The organism is Candidatus Koribacter versatilis Ellin345, assembly GCF_000014005.1.
GTDB lineage: Bacteria > Acidobacteriota > Terriglobia > Terriglobales > Acidobacteriaceae > Korobacter > Korobacter versatilis_A.
In genome coordinates, this window is the sequence record NC_008009.1 from 5,010,619 (window position 1) to 5,032,807 (window position 22,189).

Annotated in this window: 15 protein-coding genes and 1 tRNA gene; 9 read left to right on the forward strand and 7 right to left on the reverse strand. The window is 58.2% G+C overall.

Translation table 11 applies throughout. The features are described 5' to 3' along the window. The first annotated feature begins 307 nt into the window (after positions 1–307). Both fmt and rsmB read left to right on the forward strand, forming a co-directional pair. Positions 308–1,246: a methionyl-tRNA formyltransferase gene (gene fmt / locus ACID345_RS21965; protein WP_011525027.1), complete on the forward strand. Its 939-nt coding sequence runs from the start codon at positions 308–310 to the stop codon at positions 1,244–1,246. Between the two features lie 95 nt (positions 1,247–1,341). Then, positions 1,342–2,640, forward strand: coding sequence for a 16S rRNA (cytosine(967)-C(5))-methyltransferase RsmB (gene rsmB, locus ACID345_RS21970; protein ID WP_011525028.1), 1,299 nt, complete (start codon positions 1,342–1,344; stop codon positions 2,638–2,640). Between the two features lie 431 nt (positions 2,641–3,071). Here rsmB and ACID345_RS21975 read toward each other — a convergent pair whose 3' ends face one another. The 4 genes from ACID345_RS21975 to ACID345_RS21990 all read right to left on the reverse strand — a co-directional run bounded on the left by ACID345_RS21975 (position 3,072) and on the right by ACID345_RS21990 (position 8,599). Next, entirely contained in the window at positions 3,072–3,830 is a 759-nt protein-coding gene (locus ACID345_RS21975) for a PASTA domain-containing protein (protein ID WP_011525029.1), read from the reverse strand. Next, positions 3,830–6,076: a penicillin-binding protein 1A gene (locus ACID345_RS21980; protein ID WP_011525030.1), complete on the reverse strand. Its 2,247-nt coding sequence runs from the start codon at positions 6,074–6,076 to the stop codon at positions 3,830–3,832. The genes ACID345_RS21975 and ACID345_RS21980 overlap by 1 nt, the downstream gene beginning before the upstream one ends. Positions 6,077–6,223: 147 nt before the next feature. Further along, complete coding sequence (locus ACID345_RS21985) at positions 6,224–7,447, reverse strand: S41 family peptidase (RefSeq protein ID WP_041855981.1); 1,224 nt, start codon at positions 7,445–7,447, stop codon at positions 6,224–6,226. Positions 7,448–7,651: 204 nt separating this feature from the next. After that, complete coding sequence (locus tag ACID345_RS21990) at positions 7,652–8,599, reverse strand: tetratricopeptide repeat protein (protein ID WP_011525032.1); 948 nt, start codon at positions 8,597–8,599, stop codon at positions 7,652–7,654. Between the two features lie 182 nt (positions 8,600–8,781). On the opposite strand from ACID345_RS21990, the gene ACID345_RS25985 reads away from it, so the two are divergent. Then, complete coding sequence (locus ACID345_RS25985) at positions 8,782–10,209, forward strand: winged helix-turn-helix domain-containing protein (protein WP_049762007.1); 1,428 nt, start codon at positions 8,782–8,784, stop codon at positions 10,207–10,209. Positions 10,210–10,246: 37 nt separating this feature from the next. After that, positions 10,247–11,392 carry a serine/threonine protein kinase gene (locus ACID345_RS22000; protein ID WP_011525034.1) on the forward strand — a complete coding sequence of 382 codons (1,146 nt, stop codon included), beginning with the start codon at positions 10,247–10,249 and terminating at the stop codon, positions 11,390–11,392. Between the two features lie 64 nt (positions 11,393–11,456). On the opposite strand, the gene ACID345_RS22005 is transcribed toward ACID345_RS22000, so the two are convergent. After that, entirely contained in the window at positions 11,457–12,332 is an 876-nt protein-coding gene (locus ACID345_RS22005; RefSeq protein WP_011525035.1) for a c-type heme family protein, read from the reverse strand. Positions 12,333–12,431: 99 nt separating this feature from the next. Next, positions 12,432–12,508 (reverse strand) — tRNA-Met (locus tag ACID345_RS22010). A 617-nt stretch (positions 12,509–13,125) separates the two neighbouring features. Between ACID345_RS22010 and ACID345_RS22015 the strand changes: the two genes are divergently transcribed. From ACID345_RS22015 to ACID345_RS22035, 5 genes are read left to right on the forward strand one after another with little or no spacing between them, the layout of a single operon-like run. Next, positions 13,126–14,313 carry a hydrogenase small subunit gene (locus ACID345_RS22015; protein WP_148210217.1) on the forward strand — a complete coding sequence of 396 codons (1,188 nt, stop codon included), beginning with the start codon at positions 13,126–13,128 and terminating at the stop codon, positions 14,311–14,313. Position 14,314: 1 nt separating this feature from the next. After that, positions 14,315–15,241 (forward strand): hydrogenase 2 operon protein HybA, encoded by a 927-nt coding sequence (hybA, locus tag ACID345_RS22020; RefSeq protein WP_011525037.1) that lies wholly within the window; start codon positions 14,315–14,317, stop codon positions 15,239–15,241. Continuing rightward, positions 15,238–16,569, forward strand: coding sequence for a Ni/Fe-hydrogenase cytochrome b subunit (locus tag ACID345_RS22025; protein ID WP_011525038.1), 1,332 nt, complete (start codon positions 15,238–15,240; stop codon positions 16,567–16,569). The genes hybA and ACID345_RS22025 overlap by 4 nt, the downstream gene beginning before the upstream one ends. Positions 16,570–16,578: 9 nt before the next feature. Beyond that, the gene (locus tag ACID345_RS22030) at positions 16,579–18,270 is read left to right on the forward strand and encodes a nickel-dependent hydrogenase large subunit (protein WP_011525039.1); all 1,692 of its coding nucleotides are present in this window, start codon (positions 16,579–16,581) and stop codon (positions 18,268–18,270) included. Further along, positions 18,267–18,815 carry a hydrogenase maturation protease gene (locus ACID345_RS22035; protein WP_011525040.1) on the forward strand — a complete coding sequence of 183 codons (549 nt, stop codon included), beginning with the start codon at positions 18,267–18,269 and terminating at the stop codon, positions 18,813–18,815. The genes ACID345_RS22030 and ACID345_RS22035 overlap by 4 nt, the downstream gene beginning before the upstream one ends. Here ACID345_RS22035 and ACID345_RS22040 read toward each other — a convergent pair whose 3' ends face one another. Beyond that, entirely contained in the window at positions 18,816–21,410 is a 2,595-nt protein-coding gene (locus ACID345_RS22040) for a beta-mannosidase (RefSeq protein ID WP_011525041.1), read from the reverse strand. Positions 21,411–22,189: the final 779 nt, after the last annotated feature.

Sequence of the window (22,189 nt, forward strand, 5' to 3'; positions counted from 1 at the left end):
CCGCGCTGTTTTTGGCAATCGCCATGTATTTGATCGTGCGAGACGTCTTTTATGTTAGGGCTGGTGGAACTCCACCTAGCCGAAGAGAGCTCTTTCTCACTATCGGTTTTTCTACGTTTTGGATCGGTGCTATCTCTGCATTGGGAGTAGTCGGCATCCTATCTCCATCAAGAACATTTGGTGCCGTAAGCACCTCCGCGCTGATGATCACCTGGTGGTGGACCCGATCCCGGTTACTGAGTCGGGGATCTGGCCCCATCGAAGCGTTTTGGGATTGGGGCAAGCGAGCCAAAAGGCGATCCGCGAAATGATCCTCGTCTTCTGCGGCACCCCGCGCTTCGCCGTTCCCTCCCTCGAACACATCGTTCGCGCCGGACACGACGTGCGCCTCGTCGTCACGCAACCCGACCGTCCTAAGGGCCGCGGCATGGGCCTTGCGTTCTCGCCCGTCAAAGACGCCGCCCTCGCGCTCAATCTTCCCGTCACTCAACCTGAGAAGATCAAGAACAACGAAGAATTTCGCGCGCAACTTTCAGCGATCGCCCCCGACGCCATCATCGTCGTCGGCTACGGACGCATCATCCCGCAATGGATGATCGACCTACCGCCGCTGGGCAACATCAACGTCCACGCCTCGCTGCTGCCGAAGTATCGCGGCGCCGCTCCGATCCAATGGGCCATCGCCATGGGCGAGGCGGTCACCGGCGTCACCACCATGAAAATCGACGCTGGCCTCGACACCGGCGACATGCTCCTTCAGGCCGAAATGCCCATCGCGCCGGAAGACACTTCGGAATCGCTGGCGCCACGTCTCGCGGAACTCGGCGCCGAATTGCTTGTCGAAACCCTTGCCCGCCTCGAAGGCGGCGTGATCGCCGCGGTCCCGCAGAACCACGCCGAACACACCCTCGCGCCGATCCTGAAAAAAGAAGACGGCCAAATCGACTTCCACCGCTCCGCGCAAGAAATCCTCAACCGTCTCCGCGGCTTCACCCCCTGGCCCGGCGCCTTCACCCAATTCCGCGGCAAAGGTTTCTTCATCCATCAAGCCCGCGCCGTCGCGGCGACCCTCGAACCCGGCGAACTCCGCATCGAGGGCGAGAACCTTCTTGTCGGCGCCGGCCACAACACTGCGCTCGAACTCCTCGAAATCCAACTAGAAGGCAAGAAACGCATGCCCGCCCGCGACTTCATAAATGGCTACCGCCCAAATTCCGCCGACAAACTCGGCCGCCTGTCATCCTGAGCGAAGAATCCGGATAACAATCCGGATTCGCAGTCGAAGGACCCAATCGCTACCAATCGGCCGTAGCCAACGAAGACCGCGCGTAAACTCGTGAAGTGTCCAAGAATCCCTCCCGCGCCACCGCCTTCGATATCCTTCTCCGCGTCGAGCGCGACCAGGCCTTTGCCTCGGAACTGCTCCACTCCGATCGTCTCAACGATCTCTCCGCACCAGATCGCGGCCTTGCCACCGAACTCGTCATGGGCACGTTGCGCTGGCAATCCACACTCGACGCACTCGTCGCCACGCAATCCTCACAGCCACTCCGCAAACTCGACATCGAGGTCCTGATCGCACTTCGTCTCGCGGCCTACCAACTACAGTTTCTCGACCGCATCCCCGCCAACGCCGCCGTAAACGAGAGCGTGGAATTGGTGAAGCGCGCGCGCAAACGCTCCGCCGTGCCGTTCGCCAACGCAGTTCTGCGCAAAATCTCCAAGCTTCCACGCGAAATCCATGGTGATCTCGCCCATCCTGCGTGGCTAGTGGCGCGCTGGCGCGACAATTACGGCGGGGATGCCGCAGAATCCATCTCCAAATACGGTCAAACTACGCCGGAAACCGCGCTACGGCTCCCATTCGACGCCGAAAAACGCGCCAAAGTTGAGGCAGAACTCCAGGAAAACGGCGTAGAACTCGCTCCCGGAAGGCTCCTGAACGCCGCACGGCGCCTCGTCAGCGGCGACCTCAGCGGCACCGCGGCCTTCCAACGCGGCGACGTCTGGATCCAGGATGAAGCCTCCCAACTCGTCGCCCTTCTCACGGGCCACGGCGATCGCATTCTCGACTGCTGCGCCGCTCCCGGCGGAAAAACTTCCGTCTTGGCCGAGCGCAATCCTTCGTCGAAAATTGTCGCCCTAGAACTCCACGAACAACGTGCACGCCTACTTCGAGAACGCGTTCGCGCGTCAAACGTGGATGTGCAAACCGCCGATGCCACGAATTTCCGCGCCGAAACCGCGTTTGACTGCGTCCTAGCCGACGTCCCTTGCTCCGGTACCGGCACCCTCGCTCGCAATCCCGAAATCAAGTGGCGCCTAAAGCCCGAGGACCTCGCCGATCTCCAGCAACGCCAGATCGCCATCCTCCGCGCCGCCCTAAGCCAACTCGCGCCCGGCGGCCGCCTCGTCTACTCGACATGCTCTCTCGAACCAGAAGAAGGTGAAGCCGTAGTCGAAGCCTCGCTGACCGACGAGTTCGAACTCCAACCCGCAGCGCCCGAACTTGAGCAATTCGCACCCGCATTCGCCATCCCCGACCCGCAGACTCTCGTCCGCGGCCCCTACCTTCGCACCATCCCTGGCATTCACCCCTGCGAAGGATTCTTCGCCGCCGTAATCACACGTCGCCAGTGATGGCCCTCACGTTCAAACGTGCCGCCGCTCACATTTTTCTTCCCGAAGTACGCGTTACTCTGCGCATGTGGGGCATTCCCAACAGAACATCTGATCTTTGAAATCACAGCGATAATCGCTCGCGCCCGAATCGCCGCCTATGCCGGTTCGTATCGGCAAAACACACTGCCTTGCACCTGCATTGCGCCAAGCCCGAAGGGCGGCTGGGTTTTTAAGTGCGACGCGGCAGCGTCGTGGAAGGCACGCGAAAGAAATGCAAGCCCGCTTCAGCGGGCGGCGCGGCCCCTGTTCGCGAGGCGGTTAAGCCTCGCGAACGCGACCTAACCCTTTATTTTTGAATATTTTACCTATAACTTATTTAGATTGAATATTTTGCGGCGATTTGGTCGCTAAAATCTTGAAAACAAAGGTTCGCATCCGGGTAGGGGGTACTAACGGGTGACATCCACGTTGATCGCCACATCCGTCGTAATGCGCTGTCCCGGAGACGGGCTTTGACGCACGACGGTCGCCACGCTCCTGCTCATCGGAACCGGGGTCGGAGCGGGAGCAGCAACGGTTGCAGTGGGAGTCGCCGGGGTGATGGTGTGGATGTTCCCGACCTTAAACCCAGCATCATTGATCGTTTTCACCACCGAATCCAGCGGCTGCCCGACAAAGTCGGGCATCACGAAAGCTTCGGGGGTAGCTGGCGCCGCGACCAGCAGGCTGATCTTCGGCGAAGTCACGCCGGTCGCGTTCGGTGGCGGGTCTTGTGCCACCACGGTCTCGGGTTCGGAATCCGGCAAATTGATGAATGCCACGGTCCCAAGATCCAGTCCGCGCCGGCGAATGTTCAGTTCCGCCGCGCGCTGACTGTCCCCGAGCAGCGCGGGGATGATCGCACGCTGTGGGCCCATGCTCTCCGCCACGCGTACCCGCCAACCACGGCGGACTTTTTCGCCAACCGGTGGCATCTGCGAAAGAATTTTTCCTTCGGGAACGTCCGCCGAGAAGTAGCGGTTCTCGCGCACCAGTGTGAGTCCGAGTCCGGTGAGCGTTTGTTGTGCCTGTTGCGGCGTCATGCCAACAAGCTTTGGAATTGGAACCTCGCGGGTGTGGATCGCGAAACGCATCGCCGTCAGCATCGAGACGAGGAACACCACGACGAGCACGAGCAGTCGCAGCACGAAGCTGAAGAATTTGCGCATCAGTGTGACTCCGCATCATCGCCAGGCGGCGGAGCAGTTGCCGGAGGCTCGGCTTTCTTCGCCACTGCGTTTGCCGGAGGAGCGGGCTGGCCGACGAAGTCTTCCTTGGTCTTGTCCTTCAGCGCGACCTTCATGTAGTCAATCCAGATCGGCAGCGCGGCTTTCGCTCCCGTTTCTTTTGCGCCGAGCGATTTTTTCTCGTCGAAGCCGACCCAGACACCGCACGTCGTCGAAGGCGAAAATCCAAGGAACCACGCATCGGTAAAGTCGTTAGTCGTACCGGTTTTTCCGCCGAGCGCATGCCCTTTAAACGCCACGCTCGCTGCGTACGCGGTTCCATGGAGCACCGGTTGTTCGAGGAACTCTACCATCGTGCGCGCGGTCTGCGCGCTGATCACGTCGCGGACTTCGGGATAATCTTCTTCGAGCACCCGGCCATCGTAGTCGGTGACCTTCGTTATGTAACGCGGCGTCACGCGCACGCCGTCGTTCGGGAAAGTCGCGTAGGCTGCGACTTGTTCGAAGAGCGTAATTTCCGCGGCTCCGAGCGCAACGGGCAAGTAAGGCTGAATCTGCGTGGTCACGCCGAAGCGATGCGCCATGTCAATCACATCGCGAATGCCAACGCGTTCTGCCAGCTTCAGCGCAGGGATATTGCGTGAATCGGCGATCGCCCTTCGCAGGGTGATCACGCCCTCGAACTTGCCGTCGTAGTTGTGCGGCGTGTACATTCCTCCACCCGACGGAAAGCTGACCGGCGCATCCAGGATCGTATCGTCGGGCGTGACGCCGAGCTTATCCACCGCAGCGGCGTAAACATATGGCTTGAACGACGAGCCCGTCTGTCGCATCGCCTGCACCGCGCGGTTGAACTTCGACTCTTCGTAGTCGCGTCCGCCGACCATCGCTTTGATGTCGCCGGTGGTGTTGTCCACCGCAAGCAGCGAGCCTTGCGTTCCCGAGTCCTGTTCGAGCGAGACTTTGATCTTGTCTCCGGCGATTGAACCGACCTTGATATAGGCAATGTCGCCGATGCTGAGAATCTCTTGCGGCGACTTGTGGCCAGTCCACTTCATATCTTCCGGCAGGAGCGTCGCGGAAGTACGTCCGAACTTCACTCTCGCCGATGCCGGCGAAACCTCGGTCACGAGGGAATGGAAGTACGCGCCCGGTTCGACGGCATTGTCCCAGTCAGGATGCTGATAACTCGCGAGATCGTCGCCCGCCGCGACGACGTTCGGGAGCTTGCCCTTCCAGCCGTGACGACGTTCGTAAGCCGAAAGTCCATCGAGCACAGCTTGGTTCGCAGTCTTCTGCAAATCCATATTAAGCGTGGTGTAAACACGCAAGCCGGCTTCGTGCACTTCGTCGCTACCGTACTTCTTCTCGAGATAGCGGCGGATGTCCTCGACGAACCACGGCGCAAGCGCGTTCTGGTCATTCTGGAAGCTGAGCTTGATCGGCGCTTCTTTCGCCTTGAGCGCCTGGTCGGCGGTGATCTTCCCGTCCTCAAGCATGTTGTTAATGACGAGATTGCGACGCCGAATTGCCTTGTCCGGACTATTGATCGGCGAGTACGAGTTTGGCGCCTTCGGCAGTCCGGCGAGTACCGCAGCCTCTTCGAGCGTCAGGTCCTTCGCCGGCTTATTGAAGTAGAAGTGCGAACCAGCCTCGAAGCCGTAAACGCCATGACCAAGATAAATCTGGTTGCAGTACATGGTGAAGATCTGCTCTTTGGTGAAGCGCCGCTCGATCTGGAGCGAGAGCATCACCTCCTGCACCTTGCGACGGAAGTTGCGGTCTGCGGACAGGAAAAGGTTGCGAGAGAGCTGCATCGTCAGCGTAGATGCGCCTTGTGCGCGGCTGCCGGACGTCACATCTCGGAACGCTGCGCCGATGACGCGCCAGAAGTTGATGCCGAAGTGGTTCTCGAAGTCTTTGTCTTCGGTGGAGATCACCGCGTCGCGCAGGACTTTTGGGAAGTCTTCGTACTTGCCAATCATGCGCCGCTGGAGCGCAAACGAGCCGATGATGCGGCCCTGGTCGTCGTAGAGTTCGGTGATGGAACTGGGACGGAACTTCTCGAGTTCGGCGACTTGCGGGAGATCGGTGGAGTAAACGATGAGCAGGCCGCTGCCAACGCCGAGGGCAGCAGCAATCACGACCAGCAAGCCGAATAGCACTCGGCCCACCAGCCTCCTGCCGCCCACTTCAACGGGAGGAAGATTGTCGTAAAGCGAAGTCATGATCGGGCGCGGAGCAACATGAGAATAGCACGTAGCGCGCCTTCGGGAACGTGGGGATTTGCCCTAGCGGTGACCGCCCGGATTCGAGGCCCAAAAGGAAATCGCGGACTCGAAGGTCCGCGATTCTCGATAACCCTAAAGTGCTTACTAGCTGTGCTGGTCTTTATTCTTCAGAACCTCGACCGCGCGGCGAAGCTGCTCGTCGGTCTGGTCCTTCTGGCGCGTTTCCGGCTGGTTGGCATTGTCAGTGGTATCGTCGCCATCATCCGGAGAAGCGTAGTCGTCGTTGTCGGCAACCAGGATGTTGGGCGTGACTGCCGTGTCCTGGATAGCTTTGCCGCTCGGCGAGTAGTACTTCGCGATCGAGAGCATGAGGGCAGAACCATCGCTCATTGGGAAGAGCTGCTGGACTGCGCCATCACCGAATGTCTTGTCGCCAAGAACATCACCGCGAGCATTCTCCAATACCGACGCCGCGACGATCTCGGCTGGACCAGCCGTACCTTTGTTGACCAGCACGACCAGCGGGAGATTTGTAATGGCCTTAGAGGCTTCAGCTGTGAACGTCTGCTTGGCGAATTTCTGGCCTTGCAGGTAGGCGATCATGCCGTGGTTCAGGAAGAGATTCGCCGTAGCGACGCCTTCCTGTTCCTCGCCGGCTCCGCAATTCCGCAGGTCGAGGATAAGTTTCTTCGCGCCCTGTTTCTGCGCGGCCTTCACCTGTTCGGCTACCTGTTGCGTGCGGCCCTTGGTAAAGGTAATGACCTTGATATAACCGATGCTGTCTTCCATCAGCTTCTCGGCGACTGGCGGGGTAGTGACTACCTCTCGCGTGATCGGCGTCTTCTGTGGCTGCGCCTTGCGCGGGCGCACAATGCTCAAATTAATGACCGAGCCGGGCTGTCCAGCGAGGATGCCATCAATCTCAGCCAGCGACATCTCGCGAGTCGTTTTGCCCTCGATTGCTTCAATAATGTCGCCGCTTTCCACCTGGGCTTTGTCGGCGGGGCCACCTGGAATGACTGAGACCACCGCGGCGTAACCGTACCGCTTAGAGATCGCAGCACCGATGCCCGCTTTGCCCTCGGACTTACGCTGCTGGTACTGCTTGTACTCCGTCGGGCTCAGGTAGCTGGAGTTCGCGTCGAGCGACTCGAGCAGGCCATGTAGCGCTCCGTCGGTCACGAGGTTCATGTCCGGATCGACGACGTACTCTGTACGGATGCGCGAGAGTACCTCGCTGTACACGCCGAGCTGGCGGTACGCGCCATCGTTCTTGGAATCGGCGCGAACGCCGAGGCTTCCGTATACGACAAACAGAACGACAAGGAGAGAGCTGCTTAACAGAACGAACTTCGTGATCTTTGACATGGGCTGCTTTGGCGGGCAAAGACTCCTTTGGAGTCCGCTCATTATACCCCTACTTGGATGCGGCTGGTGCTCCGGAAGACGCGGTGAGACAGCAACTTCCGTGCTAATTGGACGCAGTTCGTTCCGGATTGAAAGCGGGAGAATCTGCGAAACGCCGAGGCACTAAGGAGTTACTCCTAAATGCCTCGGCGGATACGCGAAAGACTACGGCTGGAGCATCGCGCTCCTCCCGGCAAGTCCTGTCGAAGCCTGGAGTTGCACCGCGCTTTCACTGGCGCGCTTCACGTCCGAAGGACTGAGCTGAGAGCGAAGCGTCCGCAGCAATTCCTGGCCCCGGTTGTCTCCGGCTGCCGAGGCGGCGGTTACCCAGGCAAGCGCCGATTTCTGGTCCTTGCCAGTGCCAACTCCGAGAGCCAGCCGATACGCGAGTTGAATCTGCGCGCCGGTGTGCCCTTTTGCCGCCGCAGCTTGGTAAAGCCGAAATGCCTCTGCTTCATCCCTAGGAACGCCTTCGCCCTTGGTATACAGGTCAGCTAAATTGCTCTGAGCCATAGGATTGCCCGCATCCGCTGCTTTGCGATACCAGCGCATAGCTGCCGCGATATCCGGCTTCACACCGAGCCCTCGGTCGTACAGATAGCCGAGGTTCGTTTGCGCGTAAGTGTCACCACCGTCGGCGCCGAGTTGGAAGTACCGGAGAGCCTCGGCGTAATCCTGCTTCACCCCGGTTCCGCGGAAATACAGCTCGCCGAGATTGAAATAGGCTGGGGCGTAGTGTTGATCGGCCGCCTCATGCAACCAACGCAATGCCGCGCCATAGTTCTGAGGCACTCCCCAACCATTGCTATAGAGAACCGCGAGGTTCACTTGCGCGGGGGCGTAACCTTTTTGCGCAGCCTTCTCGAACCATCCGACTGCCGACTTTGCATCGAATCCTGAGCCGACGACCAAAATGGACGCCAGACCGAGCTGGTTCTGTTCAAAGACGTGGCCTTGCCGGGCCAGCTCTGCGACAGTCTTTGGATCGCAAATCTGCGAACCCGCAGCCGGATTCCGAGAGACGATCGCCACGCTGCATTGTTCCGTGCTGCCGCCGTACGATAGCGCGGACGCGGCCAGCAACACGCCAAGGATTGAGAGTGTGTGCTTCATATTTCCTCCTTTTCAGGCCGGGCTGGCCTGCTCACAGGAGAAACTGTGGCTGCGGCAGAGACCTACCTCAATACAAGGCCGCTCATTTCTGAATGGAAGGCACCTCATCGGCTAAAATGCTCGAAATACGGGAGTAGCAGCTTCGTGGGGAACAAGCGGACGAAACGATTCGTAGAAGACTCATGGGTCAGCCGAGCCAAATGACCGACCTCATCGGGCCAAACCGTCTTCGCTTCGGCCCATATGAGGCCGATCTGCACACCCGCGAACTCTGGAAGTTCGGGACCCGCGTGAAGCTGGTTGGCCAGCCCTTTGACATTCTTGAGCTCCTTATCTCCCGCCCGGGGGAATTGGTCACTCGCGACGAACTTCGCGAGCGGCTCTGGCCGAAAGAGACTTTCGTTGATTTCAACCACGGTCTGAACGCAGCAGTGAACAAGCTGCGCGACGTACTCTGCGATTCGGCCGACGATCCTAAGTTCATCGAGACTCTTCCGCGGCGTGGTTATCGATTTATTTCCAAGGTTGAACGGGGTGTCGAGGAGCCGATACCGGTCGCTGAAACTTCACCGCCGACTCCGTTGGTTGTGCCAACCCCGGCTGAACTGGCCCCCGAGCCTCGGTACGAATCGCCTGCGATCACTGTGGAAAGATCGTTAGGGCGCACCAAGTGGTCGTGGGGGGCGGCGGCTCTATTGATGGTCGTGATTGCGTTTATCGCGTTCCTCGCCATCTCCAAAATCAGCCGTGAGCCCAGTGAGAGCGAGAAGAAGGCATCAATGGGTGGGCAGGGCGCCGCAATTGCAGGCTTGGTGAAAGGCGTACAGGTAACGCTCGTGACCGGCGGCAAAAATGAAGGACCCCAATTCTCGCCGGATGGAAAGCGCCTGACTTTTATGTCGAACCGGAACGGTGCGACCGATGTCTGGATAGCGAATGCGAGTGGAAGCGATCCGCATCCACTTACGACGCTGGGCGATGCCGGAACTCCAAGGTGGTCACCCGACGGGCAGACCATCGCGTTCGATTCACACATCCATAAGTACTCGGCAATTCTCACTATACCCGCCGATGGCGGCGCCCCTCGCGTATTGATCGCCGGCGATTCCAATAACAGCGTGCCGAGTTGGTCGAAGGACGGTCACTTCATCTACTTTGCTTCCGATCGGACTGGACGATTCGAGGTGTGGCGGGTACCCACCACAGGCGGCCCGGCACAACAGATCACCCAGGACGGTGGGTTCGCGCCCGTGGAATCCGCCGACGGAAAACTGTTGTTCTATGCCAAGAACCAGTTTCCCAACCCCGAGGTGTGGGAGGTCTCGCTGGAGGGCGGCGGAGTGGAAGCGCCTTTGAGGCCGATTATCCGTCCGGTCACCTGGGCAACATGGGCCGTAGCCGGCGATTCTGTCTTCTATGTGGAAGAAGGGCCGGGAAACATTGCGATGCTGAGCGTTGTAGAACCGAAAGCGCGGCGAATGCGTCAGGTCACAGTGCTTGGACGCTTTCCGTTCTGGCTGGCGATAAGCCCCGACGGCAGGAAGTTGGCCTTCGATCGCACCGACTCCGAATCCACCACGAGTATTGTGGCACTGGAAGATTTCGAATAGCGGAATCCGCGGGCTTTACGGCTAGAATAGGCGAACTATGGGTTGGGTTGCGGGAACACAAATTGGGGCCTATGAGATCGTCGGGCCAATCGGCAACGGCGGCATGGGCGAAGTTTACAAAGTCCGCCATACAATCTCGCAGCGCACGGAAGCCATGAAGGTGCTGCTCTCTGGAGCTGCACGCCGCCCGGAAGTCACCGACCGTTTCGTTCGCGAGATCCGCGTCCTAGCCAATCTCAACCATCCCAACATCGCCGCACTACACACTGCGTTCCACCATGAAGACCAACTCATCATGGTGATGGAGTTCATCGAAGGCAAGAACCTGAGCGAAATGCTTTCGACCGGCATGGTGCTCCGCGATTCCGTTGCGTATATCCGGCAGGCGGTTACCGCACTCGCGTATGCCCACTCACAAGGCGTAATCCACCGCGATATCAAGCCGTCGAACATCATGATCAACAGCGCGGGACAGGTGAAGTTGCTCGACTTCGGACTCGCACTGATGAGCACTCCCGATCCGCGGCTGACTTCGTCGGGCTCACTGCTGGGATCGGTGCATTACATTTCGCCGGAGCAGATTCGCGGCGAGACCATGGATGCGCGCTCGGATTTGTACGCCGTTGGCGTCACCTTGTTTGAAGTCATCACCGGTCGGCTGCCGATCCAGGGTCACTCGTTCTCCGAGATCATCAACGGGCATCTCCAGGTAATTCCGCCATCGCCCGCGGTTCTGAACGCATGTATCCCGGCGAACCTCGCAGCGATCACACTCAAGGCACTCGCAAAGAACCCATCTGAACGTTTCCAGAACGCGTCGGAATTCTTGCAAGCGCTGGATACTGTGCAAATCGAGTCAGGCTTGCACTTCGCCGTAACGATGGAAACGCCGTTTGTCTCGAGCGCGGTGGCTGCGGCGGCAGCTTCGAATACACCGAATCCTTCGGTCTCGCAGCCTTCCCAAGTGAAAGGCTACGATCCGGCGGTGATCAACGAGATCACTTCGCAACTCGCCAACTATGTTGGACCGATTGCAAAGGTGATTGTGAAGCGAGCGTCGAGCAGCTCGAACAATCTGCGCGAACTTTGCGACAAGGTTGCGCGCGAGATTGATTCCGAGAACCAGCGCAAGAATTTCTTGCAGAGCGTGCGAAAACACCTCGGCAGCTCGGACGCGATCTAGACTAACTGGACGGCAATATGAAGCCCGCGAATGCTCGCGGGCTTTGTCCTTCGACTACAAGAGCCTAGTCGTTCAACATCCGCAGCGCTTTCACCACCGTCACGTACATGCGATTGAACGACGCGGTCAGTCCGCCGATCTCATCCTTCGAGTGCACCGTCACTTCCGGAACTTCGAGATCCCCACGGCTCACGCGATCCGCCATAGCCGAAAGCTTTCTCACCGGACTAATAACGACGACGAACAGAGCGGCGTCAATCGCCAACAAGATAAATAAGAAGGTGAGGACGAGGTACGTCATCAGCGTCTTGAATGCCTTGTCGGCAATCTGGATCGGCACCGACGTTGGGACCGAGACGATCTGCGCGGCATTGATTTCGCCCGTCTTCCATCCGAAACCGTTCGACGGACCATAGCTGTTCAACAATGCAGCGGGAGCCATTGACGGCACATCGTGGCACTCGAGACAGCTCTGCTTCACTTGGATTGGATGCGCGAGGTACAACGCAACCCCGGTCGGCGTCGAACGCTCGCCAATGATCTCGGTTTGTTCAGGATGGTTGCGGAAAGAGTTGATGATGTCGGCTTCGTAGTCTTCGGCGCGGTCTTTCGGGTTCGTCGGATTTAGCGCCGCTTCTTTATATGTGTAATCAGAATACTTTTTGCGAAGGCGATTGAAGCTGGTGGTCGCGCCGTAAGCAGGAACCGTCTGCGGAATGAATTCGTTCTCGTGTCCCGTGACCTTCTGCAGTAAAGGCTTCAGTTCTTCCGAGGTATAGTCGCGCGTCGCCTTCGCGCTCTCCATCATGAGTTTCGCCTGCTGCACCACCTGGGAGCGCGCGTTCTCCATCAGGAAGCTATAGGAAATTTTGGCGACGATGGCCAGACCAATGCCGGCAAGCAAAATGAAGATCAAATTGAACTTCAGCAACAGCTTCAAAGGCAGCCTCACGGAAACCAGGGGATCAGCGGAAGTGCAAGGATTGTTGCACGAAAAACGTGTGGGGTGAAGCCTATCGCGTGAAGAGGCTTTTGCACTTGGTGGCGGCGCGTGGACTCGAACCACGGACCTACGGATTATGAGACCGTCGCTCTAACCAGCTGAGCTACGCCGCCATTTGGAAGGCAGGGCCGCGGATTGCGGCCTGAAGAAATGCGACACGGACGCATCGCATCTTCATTGATTTTAAGCGGCACGTAGAGGGGTGTCAAACGCGCGGCCATGCCCAGCAACAGTGATCCAGCGTTGAAAGCACTGTTGTTGAATGCAACAACACTTCTTTATCGGACTTGCCAATACGAATTCGACAAACCGCGTTTTGCGGCTGTGATTCGCTCCAACCCAATGATTATGCGGGTGTCCGGCACTCAGAATGCGACCATCGCCTATGTGCATAGCTCACGTGGTCATGTGATGTTGGTCACTGAACCCGCACCGTCATTCCGGCGATAAACCACATCACGCCCACGAGACGGTTCCTGCGATGGGCGGTGGATTCTCAGGGAACAGGTGGGTGGAGATCCGGGCAGCACGGTGCGCGCGTCATCAATCCTTATTTAGTGGTCAGTCATTCATAGTTGTTGCGCCGTTGGGTTCCTTCGCTTACCTCCCGTCATGCGCGCAGGCGCGTTCGCTGCGATGTCGTGAGTTCCATTTGATGTGGAACGGCTCGCTGCCGGAGTGCATCCGGCGCGGGCCAGAAGTGTAATCCCCGATGGGCGAGAAGGCACTCATGTCGAAGAAGCCGACGATTGAAGAACATCTGAAAGCAACTGGTGTGACGCGGAGAAGTTTCGTTCAGCTCTGCGGAATGCTGATGGCGGCAGCCCCAATAGGCTTGTCGCTCACGAGCAAGGCTTCCGCACAGGAAGTCGCCAAGGTCGTCGGCAAAGCGAAGCGACCCTCGGTGATCTGGTTGCACTTCCAGGATTGCACCGGTTGTACCGAGACGTTGTTGCGTACATCGGCTCCCGACGTCGCGCACCTCATCCTCGACGTCATCTCGCTGGACTATCACGAGACATTGATGGCTGCCTCCGGAGCGCAGGCCGAAGCCGCGCTGCAATCGGCGATTGCCGACAACGCCGGCAAGTTCGTGCTCGTCGTTGAAGGCGCCATCCCCGCGCGCGACGACGGCAACTACATGCTGCTCAACGGCAAGCCCGCCATCCAGGTGATCAAGGAGACGGCGGCCAAGGCGGCGGCAGTGATCGCCATGGGCTCCTGCGCTTCTTGGGGAGGCGTTCCCTCGGCCGATCCCAATCCGACTGGCGCCATCGGCGTGGATTCTGTCATCTCCGGCAAGCCGATCGTGAACCTGCCAGGATGTCCGCCGAACCCTTACAACTTGCTTGCCACGGTGCTTGAGTACGTCGTTATGGGCAAGCTGCCCGCGCTCGACGAATACGGCCGTCCGAAGTTCGCCTATGAGCGCGTGATTCACGAGAATTGCCCGCGCCGCGCGCACTTCGATGCCGGCCGCTTCGCCGCTACGTTCGGCGACGAAGGTCACCGCAAAGGCTGGTGTCTCTACAAACTGGGCTGCAAAGGACCGGTCACGCACGCGGCCTGCTCAACGCGCCACTTCTGCGAAGTGCCCGGCGTGTGGCCGATTGGCTTGGGCGTTCCTTGTGTCGGATGCACGGAAAAATCCGTCATCTGGCAAATGGGAACGTTCCAGACCGTGCCGATCCATCTTGCGACGCCGCCCGACACGTATCCGCCGGTCTTCAGCGGATCAGGCAAGGTTGGAGTCGGCGCGGCAGCCTTAGTCGGTGCCATCGCCGGCGCCGTCGGCGGCGCGACGTGGGTCGCCTCCCAGAAATTCAAGAGTTCCAATGAAGCTGGAGTTGAGCACATTGGACTCGATATCGCGCACGTAGATAAGCAGAAGTCAGCCAAAGTTGGAAAAGAGGAATAAAGTGGCGATCACCCGGCGAGAACTGATCACGAACATCGCCAAGGCCGGTGTCCCCGCTGCCCTGGCCGTCACTGCCTGCGCTCCCAAACTCGAGGCCGAGACGGTTCCGGTTCCGAGCGGCGCGGTCGGACTGCTCTACGACGCCAGCATCTGCATTGGCTGCAAAGCGTGCGTGGCCGCTTGCGCAGAGGCAAACGATACTTCGCCCGATACCCGCGGCGACGGACTGCACCAGGCTCCCAACGACTTGAACGACCGAACTCGCAACATCATCAAGCTGTATAAGCCCGCAGGTGGCGGCCCTAGTTCCTACGTGAAGCGCCAGTGCATGCACTGTCTCGATCCAGCTTGCGCCGCAGGCTGTCCCTTCCAGGCCCTCAGTAAAGATCCCGAGACCGGCATCGTCACGTGGACGGAAGACAAGTGCATCGGTTGCCGGTATTGCACGATTACCTGCCCGTACCACATTCCACGCTTTCAATGGGCGGGTTACAACCCTCGCGTCACCAAGTGCGAACTCTGCAACACACGTCTCGATAAAGGACTGAAGCCGGGCTGCACCACGGTGTGTCCGACCGGAGCCGTGATCTTTGGTCCGCGTCCTGCGCTCCTGATGGAAGCCAAGAGCCGGATCACAAAGAGTCCGAACCGTTACTACCAGAACCGCGTTTATGGAGAGGTGGATAACGGCGGCACCCAAGCGCTGTACCTCTCGCACGTACCGTTCGAGAAACTCGGCCTTCCGGAAATCGGTCCCGACTCTGTGCCGGCGAAGACTCTGCGCTGGCAGCGCCGTTTGTATCAGTACTTCGCGTTGCCCGCAGTTCTATATGTGGGATTAGTACAAGTTATCCGCAAGAGTCTGACCGGCCACGAAGTAGAAGCTCATGAGCGCGAGAGAGCCACTGGATTGAGGGCACAACGATGAGTAGCGCAGCATTCAATAAACCTGTGTCCGATCGGGACAGCAATAGCTGGGAACGCTTCGTGCCCGTGTACGGCTTCCGCGTACTGAATCCGTTCTTCGTTGGCCTCTGTGTACTCATCGCCATCGCATTTATTCTCACCGGCTATCGCGAACTGGCTGGTCTCGGTCCTGTGAGCGGAATGAACGATGCCTTCGGATGGGGCATCTGGAAAACGTTCAACGTGATGGTGCTGACTGCTCTCGGTTCCGGCGCATTCGCGGTCGGCATCGCCGCGTGGGTCTTCCGGCGGCACCGCCTGCATTCACTGATGCGCGTTGCCCTGCTAACCAGCTTTCTCGCATACGCATGCGGCTTGCTGCTGTTAGGTATCGATGCCGGTCGCCCCTGGAACTTCTATTGGATCGTCTTTCCGTGGAAATGGAACATGCACTCCCCTCTCGCGGAAGTCGCGATCTGCATGTCCATTTACGCGATGATCCCCCTCGCTCTTGAGAATATTCCCCCGATTCTCGAGCGGCTTTGGTACTTCGATTCTCGCCTTCGTCCGCGTGTAGAAAAGCTTGAGAAGACGCTTTACTCGGCGTTCCCGTGGATCATCGCCGCCGCTTATCTGCTGCCCGGCATGCACCAATCTTCTCTCGGCGCATTGATGCTGCTCGCCGGCGAACGTGTTCATCCCCTCTGGCAGACACCATTTCTGCCGCTCCTCTATCTCGGCGCGGCTTGTTTTATGTCCTTCGGATGCGTCGCCGGAACGACGATGCTCTGCTGCCTCATCTGGAAGCGACCGATGGACATGGAAGTGCTCGACGACGCTGCAACCATCACCTGGTGGCTCATTGCCGGATGGCTCGCGTTGCGTTTGGTGGATATCACGGTTCGCGGCGCGATACTCACGGCGTTCCACTTCGATCGCTTCGCACTCGTTTTCTGGATGGAAGTTTTCCTCACGGCCTATGGTGGATGGCTGCTCTATCGTTCGGTAAAAGAGCACGAGCCGCGTTTCATGTTTCTCGGCTACATCCTGAGTTCGCTCGGCGGAATGATTTACCGCTTCAGTCCGACGACACTCGCATTCCGCCCGAATCCTGAAGCGTTGTACTTCCCCAAGACCATCGAGATTCTCGTATCACTCGGATTCATTTCACTCGGCATCGCCGGCTTCCTCTTCGCCGTAAAAAGGCTCGCGATCCTGCCCGCTCCCACCCACACGTGGCACGACATGGCGAGCTATTTCCGCTTCCGTCGGCCATACATCCGGTGGACGGGCTACTTCCAGTTTGGACATCTCGGCGAAAACGAATCTTCGGAACCAAAGAACAATTAAGCAGGCGCTATGGCAAAACGAATCACCATCGATCCGATCACCAGAATTGAAGGCCACCTCCGCGTAGATGTCCAAGTGGACAACAACTCGGTCACAAACGCCTGGGCCTCGTGCACTATGTGGCGCGGCATTGAAAACATCCTCAAGGGCCGTGACCCCCGCGATGCATGGCTCTTCACCCAGCGTTTCTGCGGTGTGTGCACCACCGTGCACGCGATGGCCAGCGTCCGCGCGGTAGAGGATGCGTTGAAGCTGGAGATCCCGCTAAACGCGCAATACATCCGCAACCTCATTCTGATTGCCCACGCGCTGCACGATCACATCGTGCATTTCTACCAGCTCTCGGCTCTCGACTGGGTTGATGTCATGCAGATTCCGAAAGCCGATCCTGCCGCGACTTCAAAGCTCGCCGAGAGCCTTTCGCCATGGTTCCGCAACTCGCGCAACGAACTCAAGCAGGCGCAGGACCGCGTGAACGCTGTTGCTGCCAGCGGCCAGCTCGGCATCTTCGCCAACGGCTACTGGGGACACCCAGCGATGCGCCTCTCGCCCGAGGTGAATCTGCTTGCCTTCTCGCACTACATGCAGGCGCTGGAGTATCAGCGCAAAGCGCTGCAGATCGTCGGCATCCTCGGCTCAAAGACACCGCACATCCAGAACCTCACGCCCGGTGGTGTCTCGAACGCGATTGATCTCGATAGTCAGTCGGCGCTGAACATGGAGCGCCTTGAGATGATCCGCGGCCTCTTTGCAGAGGTCTCGCGTTTCATCAACGAGGTTTACCTCGTGGATGTCTGCGCTGTAGCTTCGATGTACCCCGAGTGGTTCAATATCGGCAGCGGCGTCACCAATTACCTCGCCGTTCCGGACTTGCCGCTCGACAGCCGCGGTTCCAGCTACGATCTTCCGGGCGGCTACATCGGTGCAGGAGGACTGAAATCGTTCCAGACTGCTTCTGACGACGCCTTCCGCAAAGGCGTGACCGAAGACGTAACCCACGCCTACTACTCGGGCGATAAACCGCTTCATCCCTGGGAAGGCGAGACTAACCCGCAGTTCACCGGCTGGAACGGTGACGAGAAGTACTCCTGGGTGAAGGCGCCACGCTTCAACGGCGATCCTGCGCAGGTCGGTCCACTGGCACAGGTGCTGATCGGTTACACCCAAGGTCACGCGCTCACCAAGAAGTATGTCGGCCTAGCTGCGGAGAAGGTTCATGCCGTCAGCGGCATCCAACTGCAACCGGCAATGCTCCACTCCACTCTCGGCCGCCACGCCGCGCGCGCCATCCGCGCCGGCATGCTCGCCGAGTTGGCGCAAAAGCATCTTGACCTGCTCACCAACAACATCGCAAAGGGTGACTACTCCGTCTACAACGCACCGGTCTTCCCCAGCCACGAAGTAGAAGGTGTCGGCACCCACGAAGCTCCGCGCGGTACGCTCTCGCACTGGATTGTGATCAAAGACGAGAAGATCAAGAATTACCAGGCCGTCGTTCCTTCGACCTGGAACGCCAGCCCGCGCGACCAAAAGAACGCGCATGGCCCGTACGAGGCATCGCTACTGCACACGCCGCTAGCGCGCCCGCAAGAGCCACTTGAGGTCTTGCGCACCATTCACTCGTTCGATCCGTGCATGGCTTGTGCCTGCCACACCTTCGATCCATCCGGAAACAAGATCGCAGCGGTCAATATTTTATGAAGAACGTTTTAATTGGTGGAATCGGCAATGTGCTGCTCGGAGATGACGGGGTCGGTCCCTACCTCGTCAGGATGATCGCCGCCCATTACGAATTCGCCGATGGTGTCGAGGTCATCGACCTCGGCACCCCCGCTTTGGAATTCGTGGACAACATCGCCGGTCGCGATGCGGTGATCCTGATCGACTCCGTTAAACTAGACGCTGATCCCGGCTCAATCGCGCTCTATCGCAAAGCAGATCTCGCTGCCCACGCTCCTTCCATACGCATGGATCCGCACTCGCCGACGCTCATTGAGGCGATCCATAGCGCCGAGTTCTATGCGAATCCTCCCTCGGACGTTTTGCTGATTGGGATCGTCGGTGCGAGCTTTGAGCCGAGTTGCACCCTCAGCGAAGCCGTACAAGGTTCGTTGTCGAACGCGACCCGCGAAGTTCTTCGCGAGTTGGACCGACTTGGCATCGGTCATTGCCGCCGGATCAAAGCCGCGGATCCTGACATCTGGTGGACGAAGGCTCCTGCACTTCCTTCTGAAACACACGTCTAGCTAGAACGCGTCCGTCAGCGACATCACTTTTACCGCATCGCCCAATTCCTTTTCACTCGCATTCGAAGCGATCTTCACTTCCACGGCCGTCCCCGGCAGCAAGTCAAAGTAGTTGTCCGAGAGGGTTGCGTCCACCGAACCAGTCTGTATGTACACGTGTCTCGCCAACACATCCGACGATAACTTCAATAGATAACCGCCGCCAACCTTTCGCAACTCGGTCGCAACCTTCGCCTTCAGAAGATCCACGGATTTCGTCGGTACGAAGAACAGCAAGTTATTCGACAGTGTCTTACCGCCCGATGTCAGTTCCGCGACCGCAAATACCTTCGTCGGATCCGCGCCGTTCGCATTCAACAACTCCGTGCGCGGCATCTGTAGATAAACCTTGCTCCCCAGCGGCTCGACATCGACTGTGCTCGAGGACTCCTTGATGATCTTCCCGTCCATCGTCATCAGCCGAAGCTTAAGCTCTGCCTTCGTCGCCGCCGTTCGATCCGAAACAATGTACACGGCAATCGCGCCATTCTCTTCGCGCGGCAAAACCAGCACATCGTTGTAGAAGCGTCGCGCATAGTAGTGCAGTGCTTTCCAGCGACCGTAGTAATCAAGGCTCGCCCACGAAGCCACTGGCCAACAGTCGTTCAATTGCCAATAAATCGACCCCATTGATCTCGGACGAATTCGCCGCAGATGTTCGGCTCCAGTCTTGATCGCCTCTGCTTGCAATACCTGGCTCACATACAGGAACGACGGAAAATCCTTCGGCTCCGGATAATCGCGCAATAGATACTCGTGGATTTTCTGGTTTCCGGCTTTGTTCTTCTGGTGAACCAGCATTACCGGCGTCGTGATGCCAGTTCGATCTTCCGGCAACGTAAAGCTCTCAATCGTCCGCATCTCGGGGAAGGACTGGAAGCCAAACTCGGTCATGAAGCGCGGGAAAGATTTCTCGTAGTCCGTGAAGGGAGCCATGCCATGCCAGACCTGCCAGTTGTGCACGTCTCCGGATTGGTAGCTGTCGGAGACCTCCTCGTAATCGGCACTCGGCGAACTCGGCCAGTACGGCACTTCCGGATCGAGTCGTTGCACCTCCTGCGCAATTACGCTGGAAAACAGAGTCAAATAGTCTTGCCACATGTGGCGCTGCACGTCGGCACTTAATTTGCTCGTCACATCGCCGTGCCATTCCCACGAACCTTCGGTTTCATTGTTGCCGCACCAAATAATGATGCTGGGATGATTGCGCAGCCGCTTCACCTGGTATTCGACTTCTTTTTGCACGTTCAGCTTGAATGTGTAGTCGCCCGGCTGCCACTCGTTGCCGAACATGAAGTCTTGCCAGACCATGATCCCGAGCTCATCGCAGATGTCATAGAACATGTCGGTTTCGTAGTAGCCGCCGCCCCAATGGCGGACCATGTTCATGTTGGCGTCCACCGCCGACTGCAGTACTTTGCGATAGTCCTTCTCTGTCACCCGTGACGGAAACGAGTCGAACGGAATGACGTCGGCGCCCTTTCCAAACACCGGAATGCCGTTGATGATGAATTCGAACGAACGGCCCCACTGGTCCACGTCACGTCGCAATACAATGGACCGAAGTCCGGTCTTCGCATCCCTCACATCCTGCTGCAGCCCGCTAATCTTCACGCTCGCGTGGAACGTATAAACCGGATGAGCGCCGTAGCCATTCGGATACCAAAGCTCAGGATTCGCAATCTCCATCGGCATCACGATGGAATTCACTCCCGCGTGAAGCTGTGCCGATTGCGTGAGTTCCCTCGCCTTGCCCTTCAGCGAAGCCTCCACGCTAATATCGGCCTTCGCGTCTCCCGCCGACAGCACTTCGACTTCAACCGAAATGCGCGCAGCCGCCTTCGAAATGTCCTTCTGCCGAACATAAACGTTCGAAATGCGCGCGCTATCCCAGCCCTCCAGCCGCACCGGACGCCATATCCCGCACGTAACAAACGTCGGGCCCCAATCCCAGCCGTATTCGTAAGCAGCTTTCCGAACATAAGTCTTCTCGGGGGGCAAGGGCGCCGTCTTAGCGCGCCAAGGATCGCGCGCCGCAATCTTCGGCGCTTCCTTAATCACTGACGGAAAAAACACCAGCACCTCATTTGGTCCGGTTTTCAAATGCGATTTCACGTCTGCTCGCCACTCGCGGAACATGTTGTCCGCCTTCAACACCAGCGCTCCGTTCACGTAAACCTCGGCGAGCGTATCGAGTCCCTCGAAAACCAGGTCCACGTGCTGACGCGCCATCACCTCCGGTGATGCCGTGAACGTCGTTCTGTACTCCCAGTCAGCGTCCTGGGTCCATTGCAGCTTCGCCTCGTTATCGCGATAGAACGGATCAGGGATCAGCTTGGCATTCAGCAGATCGGTGTGCACGACTCCGGGAACCGTCGCCGGCCGCCACTCGGCGGGAATCAAGGATGTCCCTTCCACGCGCTGCCTGAACTGCCATCCGGATTCAATAGGAATAGAGAGCCTGCGCCCCTGCGTACCCGACGCGCCAAATGCAATCGCCTCAATTCCGAAAAGCACGAAGAGTACGAACCCGACGACAATCGTTTTTCTCATCATTTTGCCCTGTGATTTGAGGTACTCGAGCTTCCCATCCGCAGACAGCGAATGCCGCCCAAAAAGCAGCGGCACCATAGTAGAAGCAAAAACGATTTTCTGCAGTATTGAGCGCGCAGCGAGGTAAAAGCGTACCCGCACAATCGGAACACACGTTCAGCTTTCGGGTATTGAGACGTTAAGCAGGACTCTGGCGGAGGTGGGGGATTCGAACCCCCGATACAGCTTTTGACCGTATAACGGTTTAGCAACTAGCGAAGGCACAACGGGAAGCGACTCCCGAGGTTTCGTTACCGAGGATTATGTAAGTGTTTTATTTTCAACAACGTGCGGTTCTGGCGGAGAGGGGGGGGATTCGAACCCCCGATACAGCTTTTGACCGTATAACGGTTTAGCAATTTTGGGCTGGACCACCCTGCGACGTGGAATCAACAGTTTGGCGCGGAAACACTGCACTCTTTGTGGGTCAAATCATGGTATTCGGCACGCGATTGTGCAACCAGTGTGCAACCAGCAGACGTTCAGGATCTTTCACTGTAAAGGTTTCGTCAAAACCCGCATTTTATCAGTGCTCCAAACTTACCAAAATTTCGCTTCCAAGTTGCGGAAAACCGTTACACAAAGAGCCCGTGAGCACAGCCGTTCGAATCCCCCTAACCGTTCAGGAACTCAGCCGAATCTGCCTAGGAATCGTCAACACTTCTGAAATCGGAACCCCATGCGACAGCGATCAAGGTCTGTGAGCTTCATTGCGGAGTACGAGTACATCTGGCCGACGAGGA

Excerpts from the sequence above, each read along its gene's own strand:
- ACID345_RS21985 (WP_041855981.1), bottom strand. The coding sequence starts at position 7,447 with ATGTCAAAGATCACGAAGTTCGTTCTGTTAAGCAGCTCTCTCCTTGTC.
- ACID345_RS22035 (WP_011525040.1), top strand. The coding sequence starts at position 18,267 with ATGAAGAACGTTTTAATTGGTGGAATCGGCAATGTGCTGCTCGGAGAT.
- ACID345_RS21990 (WP_011525032.1), bottom strand. The coding sequence starts at position 8,599 with ATGAAGCACACACTCTCAATCCTTGGCGTGTTGCTGGCCGCGTCCGCG.
- ACID345_RS22030 (WP_011525039.1), top strand. The coding sequence starts at position 16,579 with ATGGCAAAACGAATCACCATCGATCCGATCACCAGAATTGAAGGCCAC.
- ACID345_RS21975 (WP_011525029.1), bottom strand. The coding sequence starts at position 3,830 with ATGCGCAAATTCTTCAGCTTCGTGCTGCGACTGCTCGTGCTCGTCGTG.
- ACID345_RS25985 (WP_049762007.1), top strand. The coding sequence starts at position 8,782 with ATGGGTCAGCCGAGCCAAATGACCGACCTCATCGGGCCAAACCGTCTT.
- ACID345_RS22000 (WP_011525034.1), top strand. The coding sequence starts at position 10,247 with ATGGGTTGGGTTGCGGGAACACAAATTGGGGCCTATGAGATCGTCGGG.
- ACID345_RS22015 (WP_148210217.1), top strand. The coding sequence starts at position 13,126 with ATGTCGAAGAAGCCGACGATTGAAGAACATCTGAAAGCAACTGGTGTG.
- ACID345_RS22025 (WP_011525038.1), top strand. The coding sequence starts at position 15,238 with ATGAGTAGCGCAGCATTCAATAAACCTGTGTCCGATCGGGACAGCAAT.
- ACID345_RS22040 (WP_011525041.1), bottom strand. The coding sequence starts at position 21,410 with ATGATGAGAAAAACGATTGTCGTCGGGTTCGTACTCTTCGTGCTTTTC.
- ACID345_RS21980 (WP_011525030.1), bottom strand. The coding sequence starts at position 6,076 with ATGACTTCGCTTTACGACAATCTTCCTCCCGTTGAAGTGGGCGGCAGG.
- fmt (WP_011525027.1), top strand. The coding sequence starts at position 308 with ATGATCCTCGTCTTCTGCGGCACCCCGCGCTTCGCCGTTCCCTCCCTC.